We start from the raw sequence: 19,162 nt of genomic DNA, 5'->3' as shown, positions 1-19,162 counted from the left end.
GGGACTAGGTCGTCGGTGAGGCTCGTCCGGCGCGGAGGGCGGCTGCCACCGCGCCGCGCACCGGGACGACTTCGTCATCCCGCAGCGCGGCACCCGGGAGGGCGGTCTTGAGACGCGCATACATCCGCTTGCGGAGCAGGGAACCGCGAGTCATCAGCCCACCGCCTAACGCCATCGGGATCGCCACGCGTTCGTCGACGAACAACTGACGCGCCAGGGTGCGGGCGTGCAACAGCAGCTCCTCGACCGCGAGGCTCACGAGGGAGTTGGCGCGCAGGTCGCCTCCCTGGGCGACTTGCAGCACCACACGCGCCAACCCGGCGAGGTCTGCGGCCGCCGCATGGGCGGCCCAGGGAACCAGTTCCGATACGTCGCCGCACTCCGTGGCGGTGAGGATCGCTCCGGTGAGCGCCGTCTCCATCTCGCGACCGTCGTAGGCCGCCGTCACCACGCTGAGGGCACGACGTCCGAGCCACACACCGCTTCCCTCATCGCCGCACACGGGGCCCCAGCCGCCACAGCGCGCCGTTGCGCCGGTGGGACCACGCCCCCACGCAATTGATCCGGTGCCGGCCGTCACGAGAATGCCAGCCCCCGTTCCGAAAGCGTCCTCGAGGCCGATCAAGGCATCAGAGAAGACCACAACCTGTTCGGCCAGCCCAAGCGCCGCCAGTGCTTGGGTGAGGGCCTCTCGCTCCGGCTCCCGGCCCACCCCCGCGACCCCGGCGCAAAGTACGCGGGGCACAGCCGGCTGCTGTCCCGCTTTGTCCAGCGCCTCGCGGACGACCCCGGCGATGACTTCCGCGGAGCTGGCCGCTGCCCCGGGGCGAACCGCGCTCCCCGGGCCCTCGGCCGCGCCGAGGACGTGTCCCGCCTCGTCCGCCACCGAAACGCGCGTGTGGCTGCCACCCCCATCCACACCGACGACAAACATGCTCATGGGCGCCGACCTGGCGCGTGCGTCAACGAACTGATCATGCCAACGAGGACCGTGATGGAAGTGCCGATGAGGACATACCAGGGCCACGCGATGCGCGCGAACGGCCCCAGGCTGGAAGCGAGCGAAGGATAAGCGGCCCCCAGCTGTTTTGCGAAGACCACGATGGCCATGCACGCGATCCCCACCGACATCCCCGTGATGGCATCGCGCTGTTGCGCGCGCGGCCACCAGATGCCCAGGAAAAAGCCCCCGAGCAGGCCGCCATAGGTGAACGACGCGATGGACAGCGCAATGACGACGACTGGGGTTCCCTGTGCCTTGTAGAGCAGGGCACCCCCAACGAGGATCACCGCCCACCCGAGGGTGAACCGCTTGCCGACACGGAGCACGCCAGGATCGTCCGCACTGCGACCGGTCAGCGGGAGGTAGATGTCGTGCGTGGTCGCTGCCGCCAACGAGTTGATGCTTCCCGAGACGGTACTCATGGCCGCCGCCAGGATCGCCGCGACGACGAGCCCCGTTATCCCGGGCGGCATGACCTCGATGATGAAGGTCGGGAAAATCTCATCCGGCTTGGGGAACTGTCGGGCCTCATAAAACGCCCAGAGCCCAACGCCGATGAACAGGAACATGGCGAACTGGATGATCACCGCGATCCCGGAGCCGATCAGCGAGCGGCGGGCATCGCGCAACGAATTCGCGGCCAGCAGGCGCTGCACGATGAGCTGGTCGGCGCCGTGCGACGCCATGGCCAGGAACGCCCCGCCGATTAGCCCGGCCCACAACGTGTGCGGCCGGTCGATGACCAGGGCGGTGTCCAGAACACGCAACTTGCCGGCCTCGCCCGCCCGGGCCAGGATCGCCGTCCATCCGCCGTCGACCCCCTGGCCCAGGAGCCACAACGCGGCCACACCGCCTAACACATAGACCCCCGTCTGCATGACGTCGGTCCACACCACGGCGCGCATCCCGCCGTGGTAGGTATAGAGCAGCGTGAGCGCGCCAAGGATCAGGATCGAGACGGGCCCCACCAGATGGGGAGGGAGCACCGGGCCCATGATGAGGCCCACCGGGATCGCGGTGGCAAACACACGCACCGAGTCGCCGAGCGCGCGCGTCACCATGAAGGTGATGGACGCCAACCGGCGCGTCGCGATACCGAAACGTCGCTCGAGCAGCGCATAGGCCGTGACGAGTTCGCCGTGCATGTAGCGGGGCAGCAGCACGGCCGAGACCACCAATCGACCGACCAGGTACCCGCAGGCGACCTGGAGGAAGGTGAAATCGCCCAGGTAGGCCAACCCGGGAATGGAGATGAACGTGAGGGCGCTGGTCTCGGTCGCCACCACCGAAAACAGGATCGCCCACCAGGGAATGGCGCGGTCGGCGACGAAGTAGTCACGCGCCGATTTCTGGCCGCGACCCAGCCAGATGCCGAGCCACACCGTGATCCCCATGTACGCCACCAACACCACAAGGTCGAGCAGGGTGAATTGCTGGCTCATCGTGTACGGAATCGGGAGTGGGAATGGGATGGGACGGCCACGCCGCGTCGCCGCGCGGCCGCCGCGCGAGCCGTGCGGTCAGCCGGTCGGCGGCGTGACGACATAGGCCTCCATGGCGAAATACTCGGCGAGGCCCAGGTCGTTGACAATGCGCGCCGTGTCCTTGTTCCGGCTTTCCACGCGTTGCCAGAACTCCCGATCGTCCTGGCCGGGGAAGGGGGCGGAGTCCTTCTGTGACTGGTGCCGGAAGATCGCCTGGATCTTGAGGTCCAGTTCATCCTGCGACAACGGCACGAGGTAGTTGGCCTCGGTCACGGGCCACTCCTGCCAGGCCCCGCGATAGAGCCACACCGTGGGCGACGGGCGCCCGGGATGGGCGGTACGTCGGGTCGCCAGCGCGCGATCGATCGCCTCCTTGCACATCCGGTGCGTCCCGTGCGGATCCGATAGGTCGCCGGCGACAAAGACGTGGTCCGGCGCCTCGCGATCCAGCAGGTCGGCGACAATCTGTACGTCGGTCGCTCCGATCGGGTCCTTGCGGACCTTGCCCGTCTGGTAGAAGGGGAGGTTCAGGAAGGTGGCGTTCGCCGCCGAGAGGCCTAACGCCTCGATCCCGCTGACGGCCTCTGCTTCCCGAATCAGCCGCTTGATCTCCTGCACGTCCGTACTGTCCACGTCTCCGGGAGCCTTGGCGCCGAGGAAGGCGAGCACCCGATCGCGGAGGGTGGTGACCTCGCGCGCGTTCAGGCGACCCGTGCCGGCCAGACGCCCGAGGAAGTCGACATATCGCTGCACGTCATGATCAAAGACGGCGATGTTGCCGCTGGTCATGTACGCCACGGTGATCACGTTCTCGTTCTGCACCAGCTTCCGCAGGATCCCGCCCATCGAGATGACGTCGTCGTCGGGGTGCGGTGAGAAGCACAGCACCTTTTGGCCGCGCGGGAGCTTGGAGCGGCCGTGGATCTTGGCCCCGAGGCGCTGGAACACCTCGCCGTTGACTGCCCCCGCCGACCCGTATCGCAGGACGAGCGACGTCAGGCGATGCTCGGCGTAGTCAGGGTAGGTGAGCTTGAGGATCGCGCGCCCACACGTGAGGGAGAGCCACACCACGGCGCGCTCCACCAGCGCCGGCGTCCACTCCACCGGACCGACGAGCCACGGTGTCGCGATCCGCGTGAGCGCGGCGGCCGCTGCGCGATCCACGTAGAAGGTGCAGTTCGGGTGTTGCTGCAGGTACGTAGCGGCCACCTGCGTGTCGATCGCACCCTCGACGGCGCGACGGACGATGCTGGCCTTGTGTTCGCCCGTCGCGAGGATCGCCACTTCTCGGGCCTGCATGATGGTCGCGATCCCCATGGTGATCGCCTCACGCGGGACGTTCGCCTCGCCAAAAAAGTCCGCGGCCGCATCTCGGCGCGTGACCAGGTCGAGGGTGACGAGGCGCGTACGGCTCTCCGCACTGGATCCGGGTTCGTTGAAACCGATGTGCCCGGTTTTCCCGATCCCGAGCACCTGGAAGTCAATCCCGCCCGCGGCCTGTATGGCTGCCTCGTATGCGGCGCAGTGCGCCTCGACCCCCAGGTCGTCCACCGTGCCTGACGGGATGTGGACGTTCTCGGGTCGGATGTCCACGTGGTGAAACAGATTCTCCCACATGTACCGGTGGTACGAGTGCACACTGTCCGGCGACATCGGGTGGTACTCGTCCAGGTTGAACGAGACCACGTGGGCAAAGCTCAGTCCCTCGTCCCGATGCAGTCGCATCAGCTCACGGTAGACACCGATGGGTGTCGACCCTGTGGCGAGACCAAGGACGCAGGGCCGTCCTTGGGCGGCGCGCTCGCGCATGACAGCGGCAATCCGCTGCGCGACGTCGCGCGCGATGTCCTCGTGCTCGTCGACGACGCGAACGGGGATTCGTTCGAGGGCTCCGCGCGCAAAAGGCAACGGCCCGCGACCCTCAAGGGTCTCGCGGGCCGTGCGATCGACTGCGCCGGCGCCTGGCGCCGGGTTGTTCACGCCTTCGTCAGGCGGAGAACGACGACCCGCAGCCGCAGCCGCCGGTCGCGTTCGGGTTCTTGAAGGTGAAGCCGGAACCCTGCATCGACGACGTGTAGTCGATCACAACCTGGTTGATGTACTGCGCCGAGAACGGATCCACGAACATCTTGAACCCTTCCTGCGCGACGACGTAGTCGTCGTCCGCGGGCTGGTCCTCGATCAGGAGACCGTACTTGAAGCCGCTGCAGCCACCCGGCTGCACGCTGACGCGAAGCCCGCCAACGTCCGGCGAGACCTGCTCGGCTTCCATGAACTTCCGAACTTCGGTAGCGGCCGCGGGGGTGACGGTGACCATCACGTCGGGCTGAACATTCGTGCTCATCGAGTCCTCCTTACCATCGGGGGCGTGTGACGTTGGAAACGTAGCGATGCCGGGATAGGGCAACAAGCAGGCCCGGTCCTGCCGGCACGTGACAGTATCCCGGAATTGCCGCCCGGTTCCCCCGACCGACTACCGGTCGGGGCGGCTCCAGGCGTCTGCCACAGCATCGGCCAGGGCGATCCGAACCTCACCGATCTTGCGGTTCTCCCGCGTCGGGTTCACGCGGTTCGTCAGCAGGATGACGAACAGGTCTTTGTCCGGATCCACCCAGATCGAGGTGCCAGTGAACCCGGTGTGGCCGAACGCCCGCGCCGACAGCTTGCGGCCCCCCGAGTTGCTTCCGGTGGCGGTTTCCCAACCCAGGCCACGCGGGGAAATCGAACGGTTCCAGGGGCGTGTGAATCGCGCGATTGTCGCGGAATCGAGCACCTGGCGACCTTCGAACGTGCCGTGTCCGAGCAGCATGCGCGCGAACCGGGCGAGGTCCGCCGCGCTGGAAAACAACCCCGCATGTGATGAGACCCCATCCAGGCGTGCGGCATTTTCGTCATGTACTTCACCCAGGAGGTGCCGCTGCCGCCAGGGATCCAGTTCCGTGGGGGCGATATGCCCTCGCATCCCCTGCGGTGGGCGAAACATGGTGTGCCGCATGCCTAACGGGCCGAACAGCTCCCGCTGCAGGTAGCTGTCGAACGACTGTCCCGAGACGCGCTCGACCACCTGGCCCAGGACAATCGCCCCCAGATCGCTGTAGACCATGCGCGTGCCGGTCGGCACCTCGAGCGGCGTGCCGAGGACGAGCCGAATGGCGGCGTCGCGCGTCTCACTCTCCTTGTACAGCGGCCGCCACGCGGGGAGCCCCGAGCTGTGTGTCAACAGGTCGGAGACACGCACCCTCTCCTTGCCGTCCCCGACGAAATCGGGGACGTAGCGCTGAACCGGGGCGTCGAGGTCCACCCGGCCGGAGGCCACCAGCTGCATGAGGGCGCTCGTCAGGCCCACGACCTTCGTGAGTGAAGCGAGGTCCCACATGGTCCCCGCATCAACCGGGACCGCAGAGGCCGGCCAGTCGAGACGTCCCACCGAAGCGCTTGCCACCACGCCGTGCCGCGTGCCCACCAGGGCGATAGCGCCCGGGAATGCCGAGTCTCGCAGCGCCTTGCTGAGCACCCCATCGAGCGCAGTGCGAACTCGCCCCGCGTCCAATCCGCGTGCGGCGATCTCAGCCTCCGGGGCCATCGCCAGTTCGGGTGACGCGGGGATCTGGGCTGGCGCACGGCATCCCAGGAGCAGGAAGCCGAGGGTCAGGCCACGACGCGCGATACGTGGTGTCATGGGATGGAGGATTCCGGGAGCAGCAGGAGGTGGGGAGAGTATAACTTGGGACCCGATCGGTCGGGCCCCAAACCACACCCCAGTCCCATGCGAAAGCTCCTCCTCGTCGCGCTCCTTGCGGCGTCTCAGGCCTGCGCACGCAAGGTGGTTGTTACCACCCCAACCAACCCTGGCGCAACGCCCAGCTCGGTCAAGGTGACGAACACCGCGTCGCAAGCGGTGACTGTCTACGTGACGGCGCCCGGCGGGGCGGAATTCCCGATCGGCAGCGTGCCGTCGAACACCACCGCGGTCCTGGCGGTCAACGGCGTCGCGGCCGGGGCCTCCATTCGGCTACGCGCAGCCCTCGCCGATGGGAGCCGATCGTACACGCGGGAGGGGGTGGCCCTGACCGGTGTGGTGGACTGGCGGGTACCCTAGCTCCGCGGGTTGTTCAAGGGCACTAAACCCCGTAGTTTCACGGACTTCTATCGATTCTACGCCACCGCGCTCCTGGGGCCGCGTGGCCAGATCGCCCCCCGTCCTCCCCCGTGCATGGTCACATTCTGGGAAGCCATTAAGCGCGGTTACCTGCGCGTAATTGCCCCGGTCGCCGACTGGATGGTGGAACGACGCGTCAGCCCGAACACCATCACCACGATCGGCACGTTGTGGGCGATGACGGCAGGCGTGATCTACGCCACCGGGCACATCTCCATTGCCGGATGGACCCTCGGCCTCACGGCCATTTGCGACGTCCTGGATGGGACGGTCGCGCGACGAACCGGGCGCTCGACCGTGTTTGGGGCGTTCTACGATTCGACCCTCGACCGGGTGGCCGACGGTGCGGTGCTGGGTGGCCTGGTGATCTTCTTCGCGCGGAACGATGTCCACCATTCCGTCCCGTCGTGGACGTCCACGCCCATGGTGGGTGTGCTGCTGATGGGGATCATCGGGACGTTCCTGACGTCCTACACACGGGCCCGGGCGGAGAGCCTCGGGATCGACGCCAAGGTGGGAATGCTGCAGCGTCCGGAACGTGTCACGCTGTTATCCGCACCCCAGGCGTTCTTCGGGCTCGCGTTGGACGGATGGGTCCTGATCGGGATTTGCGTGCTGCTCTCCGTGACGGCATGGATCACGGCGATCCAACGCATTGCGTTTGTGTATCGCGTGACCAGCCAGCTGCCCGAAGGGGTCGCGGAATCTTCGGCGTCCACCGTGACGCCTTCTCCTGTCGCCGCCGTGTCGGCGACTCTCCCTCGTTAGTCGAAACTCGGAGTCCATCCATCGTGCAGGGTTCATCCTCAACACCTCGCGTCTCCATCCAGCCGGCCACCGGCAAGCTCGGGATCCTTACCCCGGGGCTCGGTGCCGTCGCCACCACGTTCATCGCCGGCGTGGAAAGTGTGCGCCGGGGGTTGTCCGCGCCGATTGGCTCGCTCACGCAGATGGCGACGATTCGGTTGGGCAAGCGGACCGAGGGTCGGGCACCCCTGATCAAGGACTTTGTCCCGCTGTATGACCTGAAGAACGTGGTGTTCGGCGCCTGGGACCCGATTGCCGACGACGCCTACACGGCGGCAAAGAAAGCCGGCGTGCTCGAAGACAAGGACCTGGCGCCGATGGCCGACTTCCTCAAGGGGATCGTGCCGATGAAGGCGGTCTTCGATTCGAAGTACGTCACGCGCCTCACGAACACCACCAACGTCAAGACGGGGCCGACGAAGCGCGATCTGGCCGAGCAGCTGCGCCAGGACATCCGGGACTTCAAGGCGAAGCATCAGTGCGATCGCCTCGTGGCGGTGTGGTGTGCCTCGACCGAGACCTTCATCAAGCCGGGACCGCAGCACGCCACGATCGCGTCCTTCGAGGCGGCGATGGCGGCAAACGATGACGAGATCGCCCCGTCGATGCTCTACGCCTGGGCGTGCATCATGGAAGGGGTCCCGTACTGCAACGGCGCTCCCAACCTTGCGGTGGATACGCCGGCGCTCATTCAGTTGGCCAATGAACGCGGGGTGCCGATTTCGGGGAAGGACTTCAAGACCGGTCAGACCTGGATGAAGACGGTGATCGCCCCGGGGCTCAAGGCGCGCATGCTGGGACTCGCCGGCTGGTATTCGACGAACATCCTCGGCAATCGCGACGGCGAAGTGCTGGATGACCCAGCGTCATTCAAGACCAAGGAGGAGTCCAAGCTCTCCGTGCTGCACACGATCCTGCAGCCCGAGGTCTATCCCCAGCTGTACAAGGACTTCTCGCACGTCGTCCGCATCAACTATTACCCGCCGCGTGGGGACAACAAGGAAGGCTGGGACAACATCGACATCGTGGGGTGGATGGGTTACCCCATGCAGATCAAGGTGAACTTCCTCTGCCGCGACTCGATCCTCGCCGCGCCGATTGTGCTGGACCTCGCCCTCTTCTCCGATTTCGCCATGCGGGCGGGAATGAAGGGGATCCAGGAATGGCTGTCATTCTATTACAAGAGCCCGATGGCCGCCCCCGGGCTGCAGCCGGAACACGACCTGTTCATCCAGCAGACGAAACTCAAGAACACCCTCCGCCACTTGATGGGCGAGGACCAGATCACCCACCTTGGCCTGGAGTACTACGCGTCATGAGGCCCCTCGTCGCCACGGCCCTCGCGCTCCTCTCATTGAGCTGTGCGCCGACCGGCGACCGGCCGCACCAGCGGCTGTATACCGAGGACCTCTTCATCCAGGTCTGGATGGATCCCGTCCCGCCCCGCGCCCTGGAGCCGATCCGGTTCCGCGTCGTGGTGCGGGACAAGGAAAGTGGGGAGCCCATCGAAGGGGGTGAAGGGCGGATCTTCGCCACCAACGAGGACCGCAAGAGCATCAACAACGGGTTCACGAAAGAGCCGGAAATCGGCACCTATAGCACCAACCTCATGTTCGTGACCGCCGGGTCCTGGGCCGTCGGGCTGCAGTTCCGGCGCGACTCCACACAGGCTCTGCAGCGGGTGCAAGACTGGATGCAACAGGTCTACCCCGAGCGGGCGCCGGGCGACGACACCACGCAGGTCAAGGACTGATCCCATGCGGCATTTCTATCGTACGCACCTCGCGCCGGCCGAGGTGATCGCGGCGGCCGACACCTTCTTCACCGGCCTCGGGTTGTCACTCAACCCGCGCGGCACGCGCGAACGCGTCTTTTCGGGCGTCGTGGGTACCCCCGAGGTGGTCGCGCACCTGCGCCTGTCGGCTCGCCCCGAAGGCGGTCACTACACCTTCGTTGAGGTGCACACCGACCAGATGGGCGAAAGTCGGCTCGACCGGAATGTGAAAAAGTTCTTCGTGAGCCTGCACCGCCACGACGACGCCCGCCACCAGCTCGAGGCCGCGTACTGAATGGGCAGTAGACGGCAGGCGGCAGACGGCGGACGGCAGGACCCCGGGGCGGTGGATCGGCGCATTCGCAACAAGGCTGCCTCGACGCGGCCGTCGGCTCTCTTGTCGCGCGAACAGAAGCTGGAGCTGTATTACTGGATGCGCCTGACGCGCACCCTCGAAGAACGGCTCGTGGCGCTGTATCGCCAGACCAAGGTCGTCGGCGGGCTGTTCCGGTCGCTGGGCCAGGAAGCCGACGCCGTCGGCTCGTGCTTTGCCCTCGAGCGACGAGACATCATGTCGCCGCTCATTCGCAACATGGGCGCGATGCTCGTGAAAGGCGCCACCCCGCTCGAGATCCTGCGCCAATACATGGCCCGCGGCGACTCGCCCACCGGCGGCCGGGAACTGAACATCCACTTCGGGGACCTGGACCGTGGCTTTATCGGGCAGATCTCCCCGTTAGGCGACATGGTCCCCGTGATGGCCGGCGTGACCCTGTCGTTCAAGATGCGCGGGCAGGATCGCGTCGGCCTCGTCTACGTGGGGGATGGCGCCACGTCCACCGGCGCCTTTCACGAGGGCATCAACCTCGCGGCCGTCCAACGCTGTCCGCTGGTCGTCGTCGTCGAAAGCAACCAGTACGCCTACTCGACGCCGACCTGGAAGCAGACGGCGGCGAAGCAGATGGTGGACAAGGCCGCGGGATACGGCGTGCAGGGGCTGCAGGCCGATGGCAACGACGTCCTCGCGGTGTACGACGTTACTCGCGCGGCGGTGGACCACGCGCGCGCTGGCGGCGGCGTCACGCTGGTCGAGCTCATCACCTACCGACGGAAAGGCCACGCCGAACACGACAACCAGTCCTACGTGCCTGAGGGTGAAATCGAGCAGTGGGCGGCGACCAATGACCCGATCGACCGCTACCACGGCGTCTTGCTCAAGGAGCTGGGGTTCACGGCGCCAGAACTCGATGCGGTGGACGCCCGCGTCCGCAACGAAGTCGACGCGGCCACCGAGATCGCGGAGCAGTCGCCGTTCCCGGAACCCCACGATGCGCTCCGTGGCGTCTACGCGGATCCCCCAGCCGAGACCCCGCTCTGGTTCCGGGAGGGTACCCGGGCCGCCGTGGAGCGGAATGAACGCGCCGAAGGATGGGGAACCTGGGATGCAAAGTCGGGGGGGAAGGGCGTATGAGCGAGATCACCTACCTCGAGGCGATTCGCCAGGCCCTGTTCGATGAGATGACGCGCGATGAGAGCGTCTTCTGCATCGGCGAGGATATCGGCGCGTTCGGTGGGGCGTTCAAGGTCACCGAGGGGCTGGCCGCGAAGTTCGGCGACGCACGCGTGATCGACTCGCCCATCTCGGAAATCGGCATCGTGGGAGCCGCCGCTGGCGCGGCCCATATGGGGATGCGCCCGGTGGTGGAGATGCAGTTCATCGACTTCATCGCCAACGCGTACGACATCCTCACCAACTACGTCGCGACTGCCCGCTATCGCGCGTTCCTCCCGTGCCCCATGGTCGTGCGGGGGCCGAGCGGCGGCTATGTGCGCGGCGGGCCATTCCACTCCCAGAACCCCGAGGCGGGGTTCATCCACACCCCGGGGCTGAAGGTGGTGTACCCGGCGACCGTGGCGGACGCCTATGGCCTGATGAAGTCGGCGATCCGGGACGAGGACTGCGTGCTGTTCTTCGAGCACAAGTACCTCTACCGCCGGATCAAGGGAGAGCTGCCGACCGGGGACGGCGCCGTGCCGATCGGCAAGGCGCGAGTGGCGCGCGAAGGGAAGGATCTCTCGATCATCACCTACGCGGCGACAGTCTGGAAGGCACTGGAAGCGGCGGAACAATTGGAGCAGGAGGACGGCATGTCGGTCGAGGTGCTCGACCTGCGGTCCCTCGCCCCGCTCGACGACGAGGCCATTCAGGCAACCGTCCGCAAGACCAACCGGGTGCTCATCCTCCATGAGGACACCCGGACAGGCGGCATTGCTGGCGAGATCACCGCGCGCATCTCTGAATCGTCCTTTGCCTGGCTGGACGCGCCGATCATGCGGGTGACCGCGCACGACATCCCCCTACCGTATGCCCCGCAGCTCGAGGACTTCGTGCTGCCGCAAACGAGCGATGTCGTGCGCGCCGCCCGGTGGGTCGCGGCGTACTGACCGTGGGGTCGACGGCGGGGACGGATGACAAGGACGTCGCCCTCGGGCGGCGCGTGGGGATCGGTTGTTTTTCCGTGTTTGTGGGAACCTGGAGCGGCGCGATGGTCGCGGTGCTCCTGGGCAAGGTGATCGAAGGGGCTCGGCGCTCCCCGGGGTGCGAGGGATTGCCGACCTGCAACTGGTATTTCTATGCGGGGATTGGCGCCTTGGTCGGCGCGATATCCCTGCCGGCTCTGGTCTTTTGGCGATTGCGGCGCGGAGCGCCGCCATCCAACGGGAGAGGATAGCACGTGGCTCGAATCGATGTCGTGATGCCCCAGATGGGTGAGTCGATCGCGGAAGGGACGATGTCGCGATGGCTCAAGAAGGTCGGCGACGCCGTCAAGCGCGACGAACCCCTGTTCGAGATATCGACGGACAAGGTCGACGCGGAGATCCCGTCACCTTCCGCAGGGACCTTGGCCGAAATCCTGGTCATCGAGGGCCAGACGGTTCCGGTGCAAACGGTGGTCGCGCGCCTGGAGACCGACGCGAGTGTCGCCGTCTCTCCGACGGCGGCCGCCCCCGCTCCCGTCGCCGCGGTCGCTGCCCCGGTCGTTCCCGCCTCTCCTGCGCAGGCGGCGCCGAGCGTGCCGGTCCCCACCCAGCCCGCCGCAGCACCCGGGTCGTTCGAGGACCGCATCCGGTCCAAGTCCTCACCGCTCGTGCGCAAGATGGCCGCTGAACACGGCGTGGAATTGTCGTCGTTGAGCGGGAGTGGCGTTGCGGGACGCGTTACGCGAAAGGACCTCGTTGGCTTCCTGGAATCGGGCGCGGCGCGTCCGGCCACCCCGTCCGTGGTCGCCCCGATGCCCATGGCGTCGTCCTATGCGCCGGGTGGCTTCGGTTTCGACCCGCCGGCCGTCGAGCCGTGGCCGGGGGACGTGGTCGAGCCCATGTCGAAGATCCGGCGGTTGACGGCCGGGCACATGGTGTACTCGAAGCACACCTCCGCGCATGTCACCTCGTTCTTCGAGGTGGACCTGACGCGTGTGTCCCGCGTGCGCGCGGCGCTCCGCGCGGACTTCGAGAAGCAGCACGGCGAGAAGCTCACCTACCTGCCGTTCATCACACAGGCGGTGGTGCAGGGGTTGCAGAAATTCCCGGTGCTCAACGCCGCGATCCGCGGCCAGGATATCGTATTCCGCAAGTCGTACAACATCGGGATTGCTGTTGCGATGGACTGGGGACTCATCGTCCCGGTCGTCAAGCGGGCGGACACGCTGAACCTCGTGGGGCTCACCAAGGGGATCAACGACCTGGCCACCCGCGCGCGATCCAAGCGCCTCAAGCCGGAGGACGTGCAGGACGCGACCTTCACCATCACCAACCCGGGGGTCTTCGGGTCGGTCATGGGCACACCGATCATCCCGCAGCCGACCGTGGCCATCCTGTGCGTTGGCACGATCGAGAAGCGTCCCAAGGTGCGCACTGGGCCCGATGGTGAGGACACGATTGCCATTCGAACCTGTACCTACCTGTCGATCTCGTTCGATCACCGGATCGTGGACGGTGCCGACGCCGACCAGTTCATGGCGTTCGTCAAGCAGACGCTGGAAACCTGGCCAGAGGCTGGGCGGTGACCCGTGCCCTCGTGACGCAGGCGCTGCAGTTTCCCGTGGAGCGGCGAGCCGAGGTGCTCGACGACCTGCGCGGGCGTCGCGAGGCCTTGCGTGGGGCAGGGTGCAATTACTGGTTGTTCGAGGACGCCGCCTTGCCGGGTGTCCTGATCGAGTTTCTGGAGGCGCGCGACGCGGCGACGCTTGCGGCCGCGCGCCACACCGCGGGACTCCCCCGCGTCGACGCCCCGATCCTCTCTGAAGTGGAGTTCTGATCCCATGCCTTCCCGATCCCTTGCTGTCGACGGCCGCACTTGGAGCGTGTTCCCCTCGGGGTACGTCACCCAGTACGATCGCGACGAGTTCGGCCTCATGTTTGTCAGCGGCACCGGCAGCCAGCGCGAGGTACGGGTCACACGGTATTCGCCGGTTGGCGCCCGCTCGCGCGAGCAATCGCTCGCCGAGCTGACTGACGCCGACTTGCAGCGCCTGTTTGGCGAGTCGCAGGCCAGCGCGACCTCCCCGGAAGCCGGGTACGCTTCGTGAGTGATGGCCGGGAGCAGGCGCCCACCCCTGCGCCCGTCACGGTAGACCTTCACATGCATTCCACGGCATCGGACGGCAGCCAAACGCCGTCCGAGGTGGTCCGTGCCGCCCTGGCGGCGGGCGTGTCGGCCATCGCTCTCACGGACCATGACACGGTCGCTGGGTTGCCGGAGGCCGTGTCTGCCGCGACAGGGACCGGGTTGCGCGTCATCGCCGGCGTGGAGCTGAGCGCCTACCAGGGTGACGACGAGGTGCACCTGCTCGGGTTGCACCTGGACGACCTCGACCGGATGCACCACGAGCTGGAGGCGTTCCGTGTCGCCCGTGTCGAGCGCGGTCAGGCGATGGTGCGCCGCCTCAACGAGATCGGGGTGAAGATCACCTTCGCCGATGTCCTGCAGGTCGCGGGGGACGCCGCCATCGGCCGCCCGCATGTGGCGCGGGCCATGGTCGAGAACGGGTGGGCGCGAGACCTGCGCGACGCCTTTGATCGCTATCTCGGCGCCGGGCGACCGGCGTTCCTGGAGAAGCGGCGCCTGACGCTGAAGGATGCTATTGCGATGGTGCATGCGCATGGCGGCCTCGCGATCCTGGCGCACCCGGGGGCCGGTTGTAACAAGGCTCGCCTCGCGGCGCTCCAGCTGCATGGCCTGGACGGGGCCGAGGTCCTGCACCCGAGCCACAGCGCCGAAGATCGCCGTCGCCTGTTGGAAGGGGTGCAGTCGTTAGGCATGCTGCCGAGTGGCGGCTCCGATTCGCATGGGGCCACGGAAGGGCCGCGCGTCATCGGGGCGATGCGGGTCCCCGGCGCGTGGCTCGATTCCCAGGATGAGGCGGTGCGCCAGCGCCGCACGGCGGCTGTCTAGCGAGCGGCGCCCGGTCGCACTGGTGACCGGGGGAGGGCAGCGGCTTGGGGCGGCGATGTCGCGCGCCCTCGCGTCACGCGGGTACGACGTCGCGGTGCATTGTCGGGCGTCGTGCATGGAGGCGGATGCGCTCGTCACGGAACTCGGGGGTGGGGCTCGACGCTTCGTCGCGGACCTCGCCGAGGCGGAGGCTCCGGCGCGGCTCGTCGCCGCCGTCATGGCCGCCTATGGCCGCCTCGACCTCCTGGTGAACAACGCGGCGAGCTTCGAGCGCACCCCCTTCGACACCCTCACGGTCGAGCAGTGGGATCGGGTTTTTGCGGTGAACCTGCGTGCCCCCTTCTTTCTCGCCGTGGCGGCGGCCCGGGTCATGGGTGCGGGGGCCAGCATCGTCAACTTGTCCGACCTGGCCGGCTTCGAGACGTGGCCGGCGTACATCCCCCACGGGCTCGCGAAGTCAGGGGTGGCCTCCATGACCCGCGCTCTCGCGAGCCAGCTGGCCCCCCGCGTTCGCGTGAACGCCATCGCGCCCGGCGTCGTGCTGCCGCCCGTCGACATGGATCTGGCCGAGGTCGATCGCCTCGCGACCTCCACGCCGCTGGGGCGCCACGGGACCCCCGGAGATGTGGTGCAGGCGGTCGAATATTTCCTCGATGCCACCTTCGTCACCGGGCAGGTACTTTTCATCGACGGCGGGCGGCACATCCGCCGCTGAAGCGGAACTTCCCCCCGCATCGTTGGCTTTCCCGTACGGACGTTCGGCACCAGGGCCGTGACGTTCTTCCCGTGGCATCACGCATTCGCAGCGCTCGCCCATGGCTCAGCACGAAGTGGACATTGTGGTTGTCGGCGCCGGCCCAGCCGGCATGACGGCCGGACTCTATGCCGGCCGGTCCATGCTTAACACGGTCGTCCTGGAGCGCGGGGCGCCCGGGGGCGAGTTGCTCAACACGGAGATGATCGAGGACTACCCCGGATTTGAGCACGTCGAGGGATGGGATCTCGCGCAGAAGTTCGCCGCGCATGCCGCGAAGTTTGGTGCGGTGATCCAGACGGCGAATGTGGATCGTGTCCAACGGCTTGCGGATGGGACCTTCGAGACCCGGGCCGACAACGGAGACACCTGGCACTCCCCGACGGTGATCGTCACCGCTGGTGGCACCCCCATCAAGCTCGGGATTCCCGGGGAAGCGGAGTACGCGGGGAAGGGGGTGTCGTATTGTGCCGTCTGTGACGGGGCGTTCTTCAAGGGCCATGTCATCGCCGTGGTCGGTGGGGGCGACGCGGCCTGCGAGGAGGCCGACTACCTCACGCGGTTTGGCAGCAAGGTGTACCTCATCCATCGGCGCGGGGAGTTCCGCGCCTCGAAGATCGTTCAGCAGCGCGTCTTTGCGAACCCGAAAATCGAGGTGATCTTCGATACGGTCGTCGAGGAAATCCACGCAGACGAGAAGGGCCTGGTTGACCACCTGTCCCTCCGGCACGTGAAGACCGGGACTAGCTCAACACTGGCGGCGACCGGCATCTTCGTCTTCATCGGCTTCAAGCCGAATACCGGGATCATCGCCGATCACGTGGACCATGACGCGTCGGGCTATCTGGTCACCGACTGGAACATGCAAACGTCGATTCCGGGCCTCTTCGCCGCTGGCGACGTCCGGGTCCAGTTGACGCGACAGGTCACCACCGCCGTGGGAGACGCGACCACGGCCGCCGTCGCGGCGGAGAAATATCTGACGGCCTTGCGGAAGGATCGCGCGGAGCACGCATGAAGATCTCGTCCGTCGTGGTGGGGCCGTTTCAGGAGAATTCCTATCACGTCCTCGACGAGGCAACCGGGCACGCCGTCCTCATCGATCCTGGAGATGATCCGGCGACCATCCTGCACATGGCGGAGCGGAGCGGGGGCACGCTGCAAGCGATTTGGGTGACGCACGGGCACCTCGACCACGTCGGGGCCATTGCCGGGGTGCGCCGCGCCTTTCCGCAGCTCCCGATTCACCTGCATCCCCTCGACCTGCCGCTGTACGGTGTCGGCGCCATCGCGGCGGCAAAAATGTACGGCATCCCGTTTGATCCCCCCCCGGCACCGGACCACGACCTGGGAGAGGGCGGCGAGCTGCGCTGTGGGACGCTGACCTTCACGGTGTGGCATGTCCCCGGACACGCCCCCGGGCACGTGTTGCTCGCCGGGCACGGCGTGGCGTTTGGTGGCGACTGCCTCTTTGCCGGATCGATCGGCCGGACCGACCTTCCGCTGTCCAGCGGTGAGGACATGCAGCGCTCGCTCGCACGCATCGCGACCCTACCGCCGGAGACGGTCGTGTATCCCGGGCATGGGCCTGCTACCACCATCGGGGCGGAGCTGGGTACAAATCCGTTCCTGTCGGGCCTGGCCCGTCCCATTCGCCGATCGTAGCTCGTCCCGGCGGGTGCCGCACAGCGTAACGACCCGCCATGTTTCCCGTTCCCCCCACGACAACCCTTCTCCCGACCCGTCGATGACTCTCCTTGGTCTGCGTGTCCGCCGTTTCGGCGTGCTTGGTGTGGTGGGCGCGACTGCCCTGGTGGCATCGTGTGATACCACGCTCTCCTTCCGCCCCAACGAACTGTTGTGGGGCTTTGTGAACATCAATGCGGTCGAGAATTCCGCCAACCAGGTGCGAACAGCGCCGAACGCGGTCTTCTTCCGGGGCGAGGTATCCACGGTGCCGAGCGCGGGGCTGCGCCCGGACTCCTGCTTCCCGGTCCAGAACTTCGTTCCTCCGACCAACTCGTTCACGGGCGTGACCTACCTGGACGCCGGGGCCGCGCTCTCGGTGTCCATGGGTGGCACGGCGAATACGATCCCGCGCATCTCGAATGGCGGCGTCACCTCCTACAACCTGGCGTCCGGCACGACGGTGGCCTACACGCCTGGTGACTCGGCCATCATTGCCATTCCCGGCGCGCTTGGCGGTTACCCTCAGGTTGAGCTGCGCGCGAAGACCGCCGAAGCCTTCACCCTGCAGCCACTCGTCCCGCCCCAGACCGGGTACATGCAGCTGCGATGGAATCGCGCGGCGGATACCGCCTCAGCCCTCATCGTGCAGCTGACCTTTGCGCCTGCTGGGGGAAGCGGCAACATCTCGCGCGAATATCGCTGTGCGTTCCGCGACGACGGGATCGACTCGATCGCCGTGGCGGCGATCCCCGCGTGGACCGATTCGACCAACGTCAAGCGCGAGTTCATCGCGACGCGCCTCCGCACGGTGCTGCGCGACATCAACGGCGGGGCCATTCAGTTCATCTCGACGTACCAGATCCCGACGCCTCGCCAGTAACGGAACCATGCGTATCACGACGTGGGCCGAATACGGGGTCATTTGTGCCCTGCACCTGGCCAAACGCCTCGAGGATGGCCCCGTGACCGGCCGCGACCTTGCTGCGCGTGAGGCGCTAAGCGCGGACTACGTGGAGCAGATCCTGATCCGGCTCCGGCGCGCTGGGTTGCTGGCCTCCACCCGGGGAGCCAAGGGCGGGTACTCGCTCGCGCGTTCGCCGGAGGCGATTACGGTCCGCGAGATCATCGCCGCGTCAGAGCTCGCCACGTTCGACTTGCATTGCGTGTCCCACCCGATCGGCGATGAGCGCTGCTCGGATTCGCAAAACTGCTCCATTCGGCCGGTGTGGATGATGCTTCAGCGGCGCATCGACGACGCACTCGATAGCGTGCGCCTGTCGGACCTGCTCGCCGATGAGCCGGCCGTCCGGCGGAGGGTTGGCCTGCCGGTCCTGCAGGGCCAGGTGGGCTAGTGTTTTTTGGCCTGTTCAGTAGTCGGCCATCCGCCGCCCAGCGATACGTCGCCCGGGTGGTCGAGGAACCCGCAGCCGTCGACATTCGGTGGCTCGCCTCGGCGGCGACACACGAAGACCAGGACCGGGCGGGGTGGGAGCTGCGCTACCTCCGCCGCGCGCTCGGTCTGCTGGTCGCGCAGCGTGACGCCCTCGATGATCGGACGGGTTCCGCAGTCGCCCGAGAGCTCGGGATTGCCATGCAGGCCGACCGACACGTGGCCGCCGACAGGGTCAAGATGGCGGAACGTCAATTCAACGAGCGACTGTCCGCGTACCGCGAAATGATCGCCCTGCGCGGGATGCCGGATTCGCCGGCCGAGCGCGTCGCGCGCACGATGTTGCTGCTCTCGGGGTGTCCCAGGATCGAGCATGAGGCGGTGGCCCAAGGGGCTGCTCTCGTGGAACGCTGGCTGCGAGAGTCCGAAGAGGCACTCCGCGCGGCGTTCGGTGACCCCCGACTGCCACAGTCCGCAGCCCCCGAAGGGGCCCCCAAGGGGTAGTGCCGAAGGGGGGACTCGAACCCCCACGGGCTATCGCCCACTGCGCCCTGAACGCAGCGCGTCTACCAATTCCACCACTTCGGCAAGGGGGCGGAACCTAACCCGAGCCGTACAACCAAGTCAACGTGCAAGGCCCGCCAGAG

The 19,162-nt window shown here is 67.0% G+C and carries 23 protein-coding genes and 1 tRNA gene; 18 read left to right on the top strand and 6 right to left on the bottom strand.

What is annotated here, in order from left to right; all coding sequences use genetic code 11:
* Positions 1-4: 4 nt before the first annotated feature.
* From IPK85_19405 to IPK85_19385, 5 genes are all read right to left on the bottom strand, one after another.
* Complete coding sequence (locus IPK85_19405) at positions 5-940, bottom strand: hypothetical protein (protein MBK8249540.1); 936 nt, start codon at positions 938-940, stop codon at positions 5-7.
* Positions 937-2,445, bottom strand: coding sequence for a sodium/solute symporter (locus IPK85_19400; protein MBK8249539.1), 1,509 nt, complete (start codon positions 2,443-2,445; stop codon positions 937-939). Before IPK85_19400 ends, IPK85_19405 begins: the two co-directional genes overlap by 4 nt.
* A 78-nt stretch (positions 2,446-2,523) precedes the next feature.
* The gene (gene nagB, locus IPK85_19395) at positions 2,524-4,467 is read right to left on the bottom strand and encodes a glucosamine-6-phosphate deaminase (GenBank protein MBK8249538.1); all 1,944 of its coding nucleotides are present in this window, start codon (positions 4,465-4,467) and stop codon (positions 2,524-2,526) included.
* A 7-nt stretch (positions 4,468-4,474) separates the two neighbouring features.
* A complete protein-coding gene (locus tag IPK85_19390) occupies positions 4,475-4,804 on the bottom strand; it encodes an iron-sulfur cluster assembly accessory protein (protein MBK8249537.1) in 330 nt (109 codons plus the stop codon).
* Between the two features lie 156 nt (positions 4,805-4,960).
* Positions 4,961-6,166, bottom strand: coding sequence for a serine hydrolase (locus tag IPK85_19385; GenBank protein MBK8249536.1), 1,206 nt, complete (start codon positions 6,164-6,166; stop codon positions 4,961-4,963).
* 87 nt (positions 6,167-6,253) lie between these two features.
* Here IPK85_19385 and IPK85_19380 point away from each other — a divergent pair, with 87 nt between their 5' ends.
* The 18 genes from IPK85_19380 to IPK85_19295 all read left to right on the top strand — a co-directional run bounded on the left by IPK85_19380 (position 6,254) and on the right by IPK85_19295 (position 19,019).
* The gene (locus tag IPK85_19380) at positions 6,254-6,586 is read left to right on the top strand and encodes a hypothetical protein (protein ID MBK8249535.1); all 333 of its coding nucleotides are present in this window, start codon (positions 6,254-6,256) and stop codon (positions 6,584-6,586) included.
* A gap of 114 nt (positions 6,587-6,700) precedes the next feature.
* Positions 6,701-7,414, top strand: coding sequence for a CDP-alcohol phosphatidyltransferase family protein (locus tag IPK85_19375; GenBank protein ID MBK8249534.1), 714 nt, complete (start codon positions 6,701-6,703; stop codon positions 7,412-7,414).
* 23 nt (positions 7,415-7,437) lie between these two features.
* A complete protein-coding gene (locus IPK85_19370; protein MBK8249533.1) occupies positions 7,438-8,772 on the top strand; it encodes an inositol-3-phosphate synthase in 1,335 nt (444 codons plus the stop codon).
* On the top strand, positions 8,769-9,206 hold the full coding sequence (locus tag IPK85_19365) for a hypothetical protein (protein ID MBK8249532.1): 438 nt from the start codon (positions 8,769-8,771) through the stop codon (positions 9,204-9,206). The genes IPK85_19370 and IPK85_19365 overlap by 4 nt, the downstream gene beginning before the upstream one ends.
* A gap of 4 nt (positions 9,207-9,210) precedes the next feature.
* Positions 9,211-9,522, top strand: coding sequence for a hypothetical protein (locus tag IPK85_19360; protein ID MBK8249531.1), 312 nt, complete (start codon positions 9,211-9,213; stop codon positions 9,520-9,522).
* Complete coding sequence (locus IPK85_19355) at positions 9,523-10,698, top strand: thiamine pyrophosphate-dependent dehydrogenase E1 component subunit alpha (GenBank protein ID MBK8249530.1); 1,176 nt, start codon at positions 9,523-9,525, stop codon at positions 10,696-10,698.
* The gene (locus tag IPK85_19350) at positions 10,695-11,672 is read left to right on the top strand and encodes an alpha-ketoacid dehydrogenase subunit beta (protein ID MBK8249529.1); all 978 of its coding nucleotides are present in this window, start codon (positions 10,695-10,697) and stop codon (positions 11,670-11,672) included. Before IPK85_19355 ends, IPK85_19350 begins: the two co-directional genes overlap by 4 nt.
* A gap of 2 nt (positions 11,673-11,674) precedes the next feature.
* On the top strand, positions 11,675-11,959 hold the full coding sequence (locus IPK85_19345; GenBank protein ID MBK8249528.1) for a hypothetical protein: 285 nt from the start codon (positions 11,675-11,677) through the stop codon (positions 11,957-11,959).
* A 24-nt stretch (positions 11,960-11,983) separates the two neighbouring features.
* The gene (locus IPK85_19340) at positions 11,984-13,294 is read left to right on the top strand and encodes a 2-oxo acid dehydrogenase subunit E2 (protein MBK8249527.1); all 1,311 of its coding nucleotides are present in this window, start codon (positions 11,984-11,986) and stop codon (positions 13,292-13,294) included.
* Complete coding sequence (locus tag IPK85_19335) at positions 13,291-13,545, top strand: hypothetical protein (protein MBK8249526.1); 255 nt, start codon at positions 13,291-13,293, stop codon at positions 13,543-13,545. Before IPK85_19340 ends, IPK85_19335 begins: the two co-directional genes overlap by 4 nt.
* A 4-nt stretch (positions 13,546-13,549) precedes the next feature.
* The gene (locus IPK85_19330) at positions 13,550-13,816 is read left to right on the top strand and encodes a hypothetical protein (GenBank protein ID MBK8249525.1); all 267 of its coding nucleotides are present in this window, start codon (positions 13,550-13,552) and stop codon (positions 13,814-13,816) included.
* Between the two features lie 53 nt (positions 13,817-13,869).
* On the top strand, positions 13,870-14,682 hold the full coding sequence (locus IPK85_19325) for a PHP domain-containing protein (GenBank protein MBK8249524.1): 813 nt from the start codon (positions 13,870-13,872) through the stop codon (positions 14,680-14,682).
* On the top strand, positions 14,645-15,397 hold the full coding sequence (locus IPK85_19320) for an SDR family oxidoreductase (GenBank protein ID MBK8249523.1): 753 nt from the start codon (positions 14,645-14,647) through the stop codon (positions 15,395-15,397). The genes IPK85_19325 and IPK85_19320 overlap by 38 nt, the downstream gene beginning before the upstream one ends.
* Positions 15,398-15,497: 100 nt before the next feature.
* Positions 15,498-16,454, top strand: coding sequence for a thioredoxin-disulfide reductase (trxB, locus tag IPK85_19315; protein ID MBK8249522.1), 957 nt, complete (start codon positions 15,498-15,500; stop codon positions 16,452-16,454).
* The gene (locus IPK85_19310; protein MBK8249521.1) at positions 16,451-17,101 is read left to right on the top strand and encodes an MBL fold metallo-hydrolase; all 651 of its coding nucleotides are present in this window, start codon (positions 16,451-16,453) and stop codon (positions 17,099-17,101) included. The genes trxB and IPK85_19310 overlap by 4 nt, the downstream gene beginning before the upstream one ends.
* 82 nt (positions 17,102-17,183) lie before the next feature.
* Positions 17,184-18,005, top strand: coding sequence for a hypothetical protein (locus tag IPK85_19305; protein MBK8249520.1), 822 nt, complete (start codon positions 17,184-17,186; stop codon positions 18,003-18,005).
* Between the two features lie 7 nt (positions 18,006-18,012).
* On the top strand, positions 18,013-18,477 hold the full coding sequence (locus tag IPK85_19300; protein MBK8249519.1) for an Rrf2 family transcriptional regulator: 465 nt from the start codon (positions 18,013-18,015) through the stop codon (positions 18,475-18,477).
* Positions 18,477-19,019: a hypothetical protein gene (locus tag IPK85_19295; GenBank protein ID MBK8249518.1), complete on the top strand. Its 543-nt coding sequence runs from the start codon at positions 18,477-18,479 to the stop codon at positions 19,017-19,019. The genes IPK85_19300 and IPK85_19295 overlap by 1 nt, the downstream gene beginning before the upstream one ends.
* Here IPK85_19295 and IPK85_19290 read toward each other — a convergent pair.
* Positions 19,020-19,103: transfer RNA gene (locus IPK85_19290), tRNA-Leu, on the bottom strand.
* Positions 19,104-19,162 lie beyond the last annotated feature (59 nt).

It is taken from the genome of Gemmatimonadota bacterium (assembly GCA_016712265.1).
Lineage (GTDB): Bacteria > Gemmatimonadota > Gemmatimonadetes > Gemmatimonadales > Gemmatimonadaceae > RBC101.
This window is presented reverse-complemented; position numbering and strand designations above follow the sequence as displayed.

What these genes read in the sequence shown, in the direction of transcription:
- IPK85_19320 (MBK8249523.1), top strand. Translation starts at nt 14,645, where the DNA reads ATGAGGCGGTGCGCCAGCGCCGCACGGCGGCTGTCTAGCGAGCGGCGC.
- IPK85_19405 (MBK8249540.1), bottom strand. Translation starts at nt 940, where the DNA reads ATGAGCATGTTTGTCGTCGGTGTGGATGGGGGTGGCAGCCACACGCGC.
- IPK85_19400 (MBK8249539.1), bottom strand. Translation starts at nt 2,445, where the DNA reads ATGAGCCAGCAATTCACCCTGCTCGACCTTGTGGTGTTGGTGGCGTAC.
- IPK85_19340 (MBK8249527.1), top strand. Translation starts at nt 11,984, where the DNA reads ATGCCCCAGATGGGTGAGTCGATCGCGGAAGGGACGATGTCGCGATGG.
- IPK85_19300 (MBK8249519.1), top strand. Translation starts at nt 18,013, where the DNA reads ATGCGTATCACGACGTGGGCCGAATACGGGGTCATTTGTGCCCTGCAC.
- IPK85_19390 (MBK8249537.1), bottom strand. Translation starts at nt 4,804, where the DNA reads ATGGTCACCGTCACCCCCGCGGCCGCTACCGAAGTTCGGAAGTTCATG.
- IPK85_19365 (MBK8249532.1), top strand. Translation starts at nt 8,769, where the DNA reads ATGAGGCCCCTCGTCGCCACGGCCCTCGCGCTCCTCTCATTGAGCTGT.
- IPK85_19325 (MBK8249524.1), top strand. Translation starts at nt 13,870, where the DNA reads ATGCATTCCACGGCATCGGACGGCAGCCAAACGCCGTCCGAGGTGGTC.
- IPK85_19330 (MBK8249525.1), top strand. Translation starts at nt 13,550, where the DNA reads ATGCCTTCCCGATCCCTTGCTGTCGACGGCCGCACTTGGAGCGTGTTC.
- IPK85_19350 (MBK8249529.1), top strand. Translation starts at nt 10,695, where the DNA reads ATGAGCGAGATCACCTACCTCGAGGCGATTCGCCAGGCCCTGTTCGAT.
- IPK85_19375 (MBK8249534.1), top strand. Translation starts at nt 6,701, where the DNA reads ATGGTCACATTCTGGGAAGCCATTAAGCGCGGTTACCTGCGCGTAATT.
- trxB (MBK8249522.1), top strand. Translation starts at nt 15,498, where the DNA reads ATGGCTCAGCACGAAGTGGACATTGTGGTTGTCGGCGCCGGCCCAGCC.
- IPK85_19360 (MBK8249531.1), top strand. Translation starts at nt 9,211, where the DNA reads ATGCGGCATTTCTATCGTACGCACCTCGCGCCGGCCGAGGTGATCGCG.
- IPK85_19310 (MBK8249521.1), top strand. Translation starts at nt 16,451, where the DNA reads ATGAAGATCTCGTCCGTCGTGGTGGGGCCGTTTCAGGAGAATTCCTAT.
- IPK85_19380 (MBK8249535.1), top strand. Translation starts at nt 6,254, where the DNA reads ATGCGAAAGCTCCTCCTCGTCGCGCTCCTTGCGGCGTCTCAGGCCTGC.
- IPK85_19355 (MBK8249530.1), top strand. Translation starts at nt 9,523, where the DNA reads ATGGGCAGTAGACGGCAGGCGGCAGACGGCGGACGGCAGGACCCCGGG.
- IPK85_19385 (MBK8249536.1), bottom strand. Translation starts at nt 6,166, where the DNA reads ATGACACCACGTATCGCGCGTCGTGGCCTGACCCTCGGCTTCCTGCTC.
- IPK85_19305 (MBK8249520.1), top strand. Translation starts at nt 17,184, where the DNA reads ATGACTCTCCTTGGTCTGCGTGTCCGCCGTTTCGGCGTGCTTGGTGTG.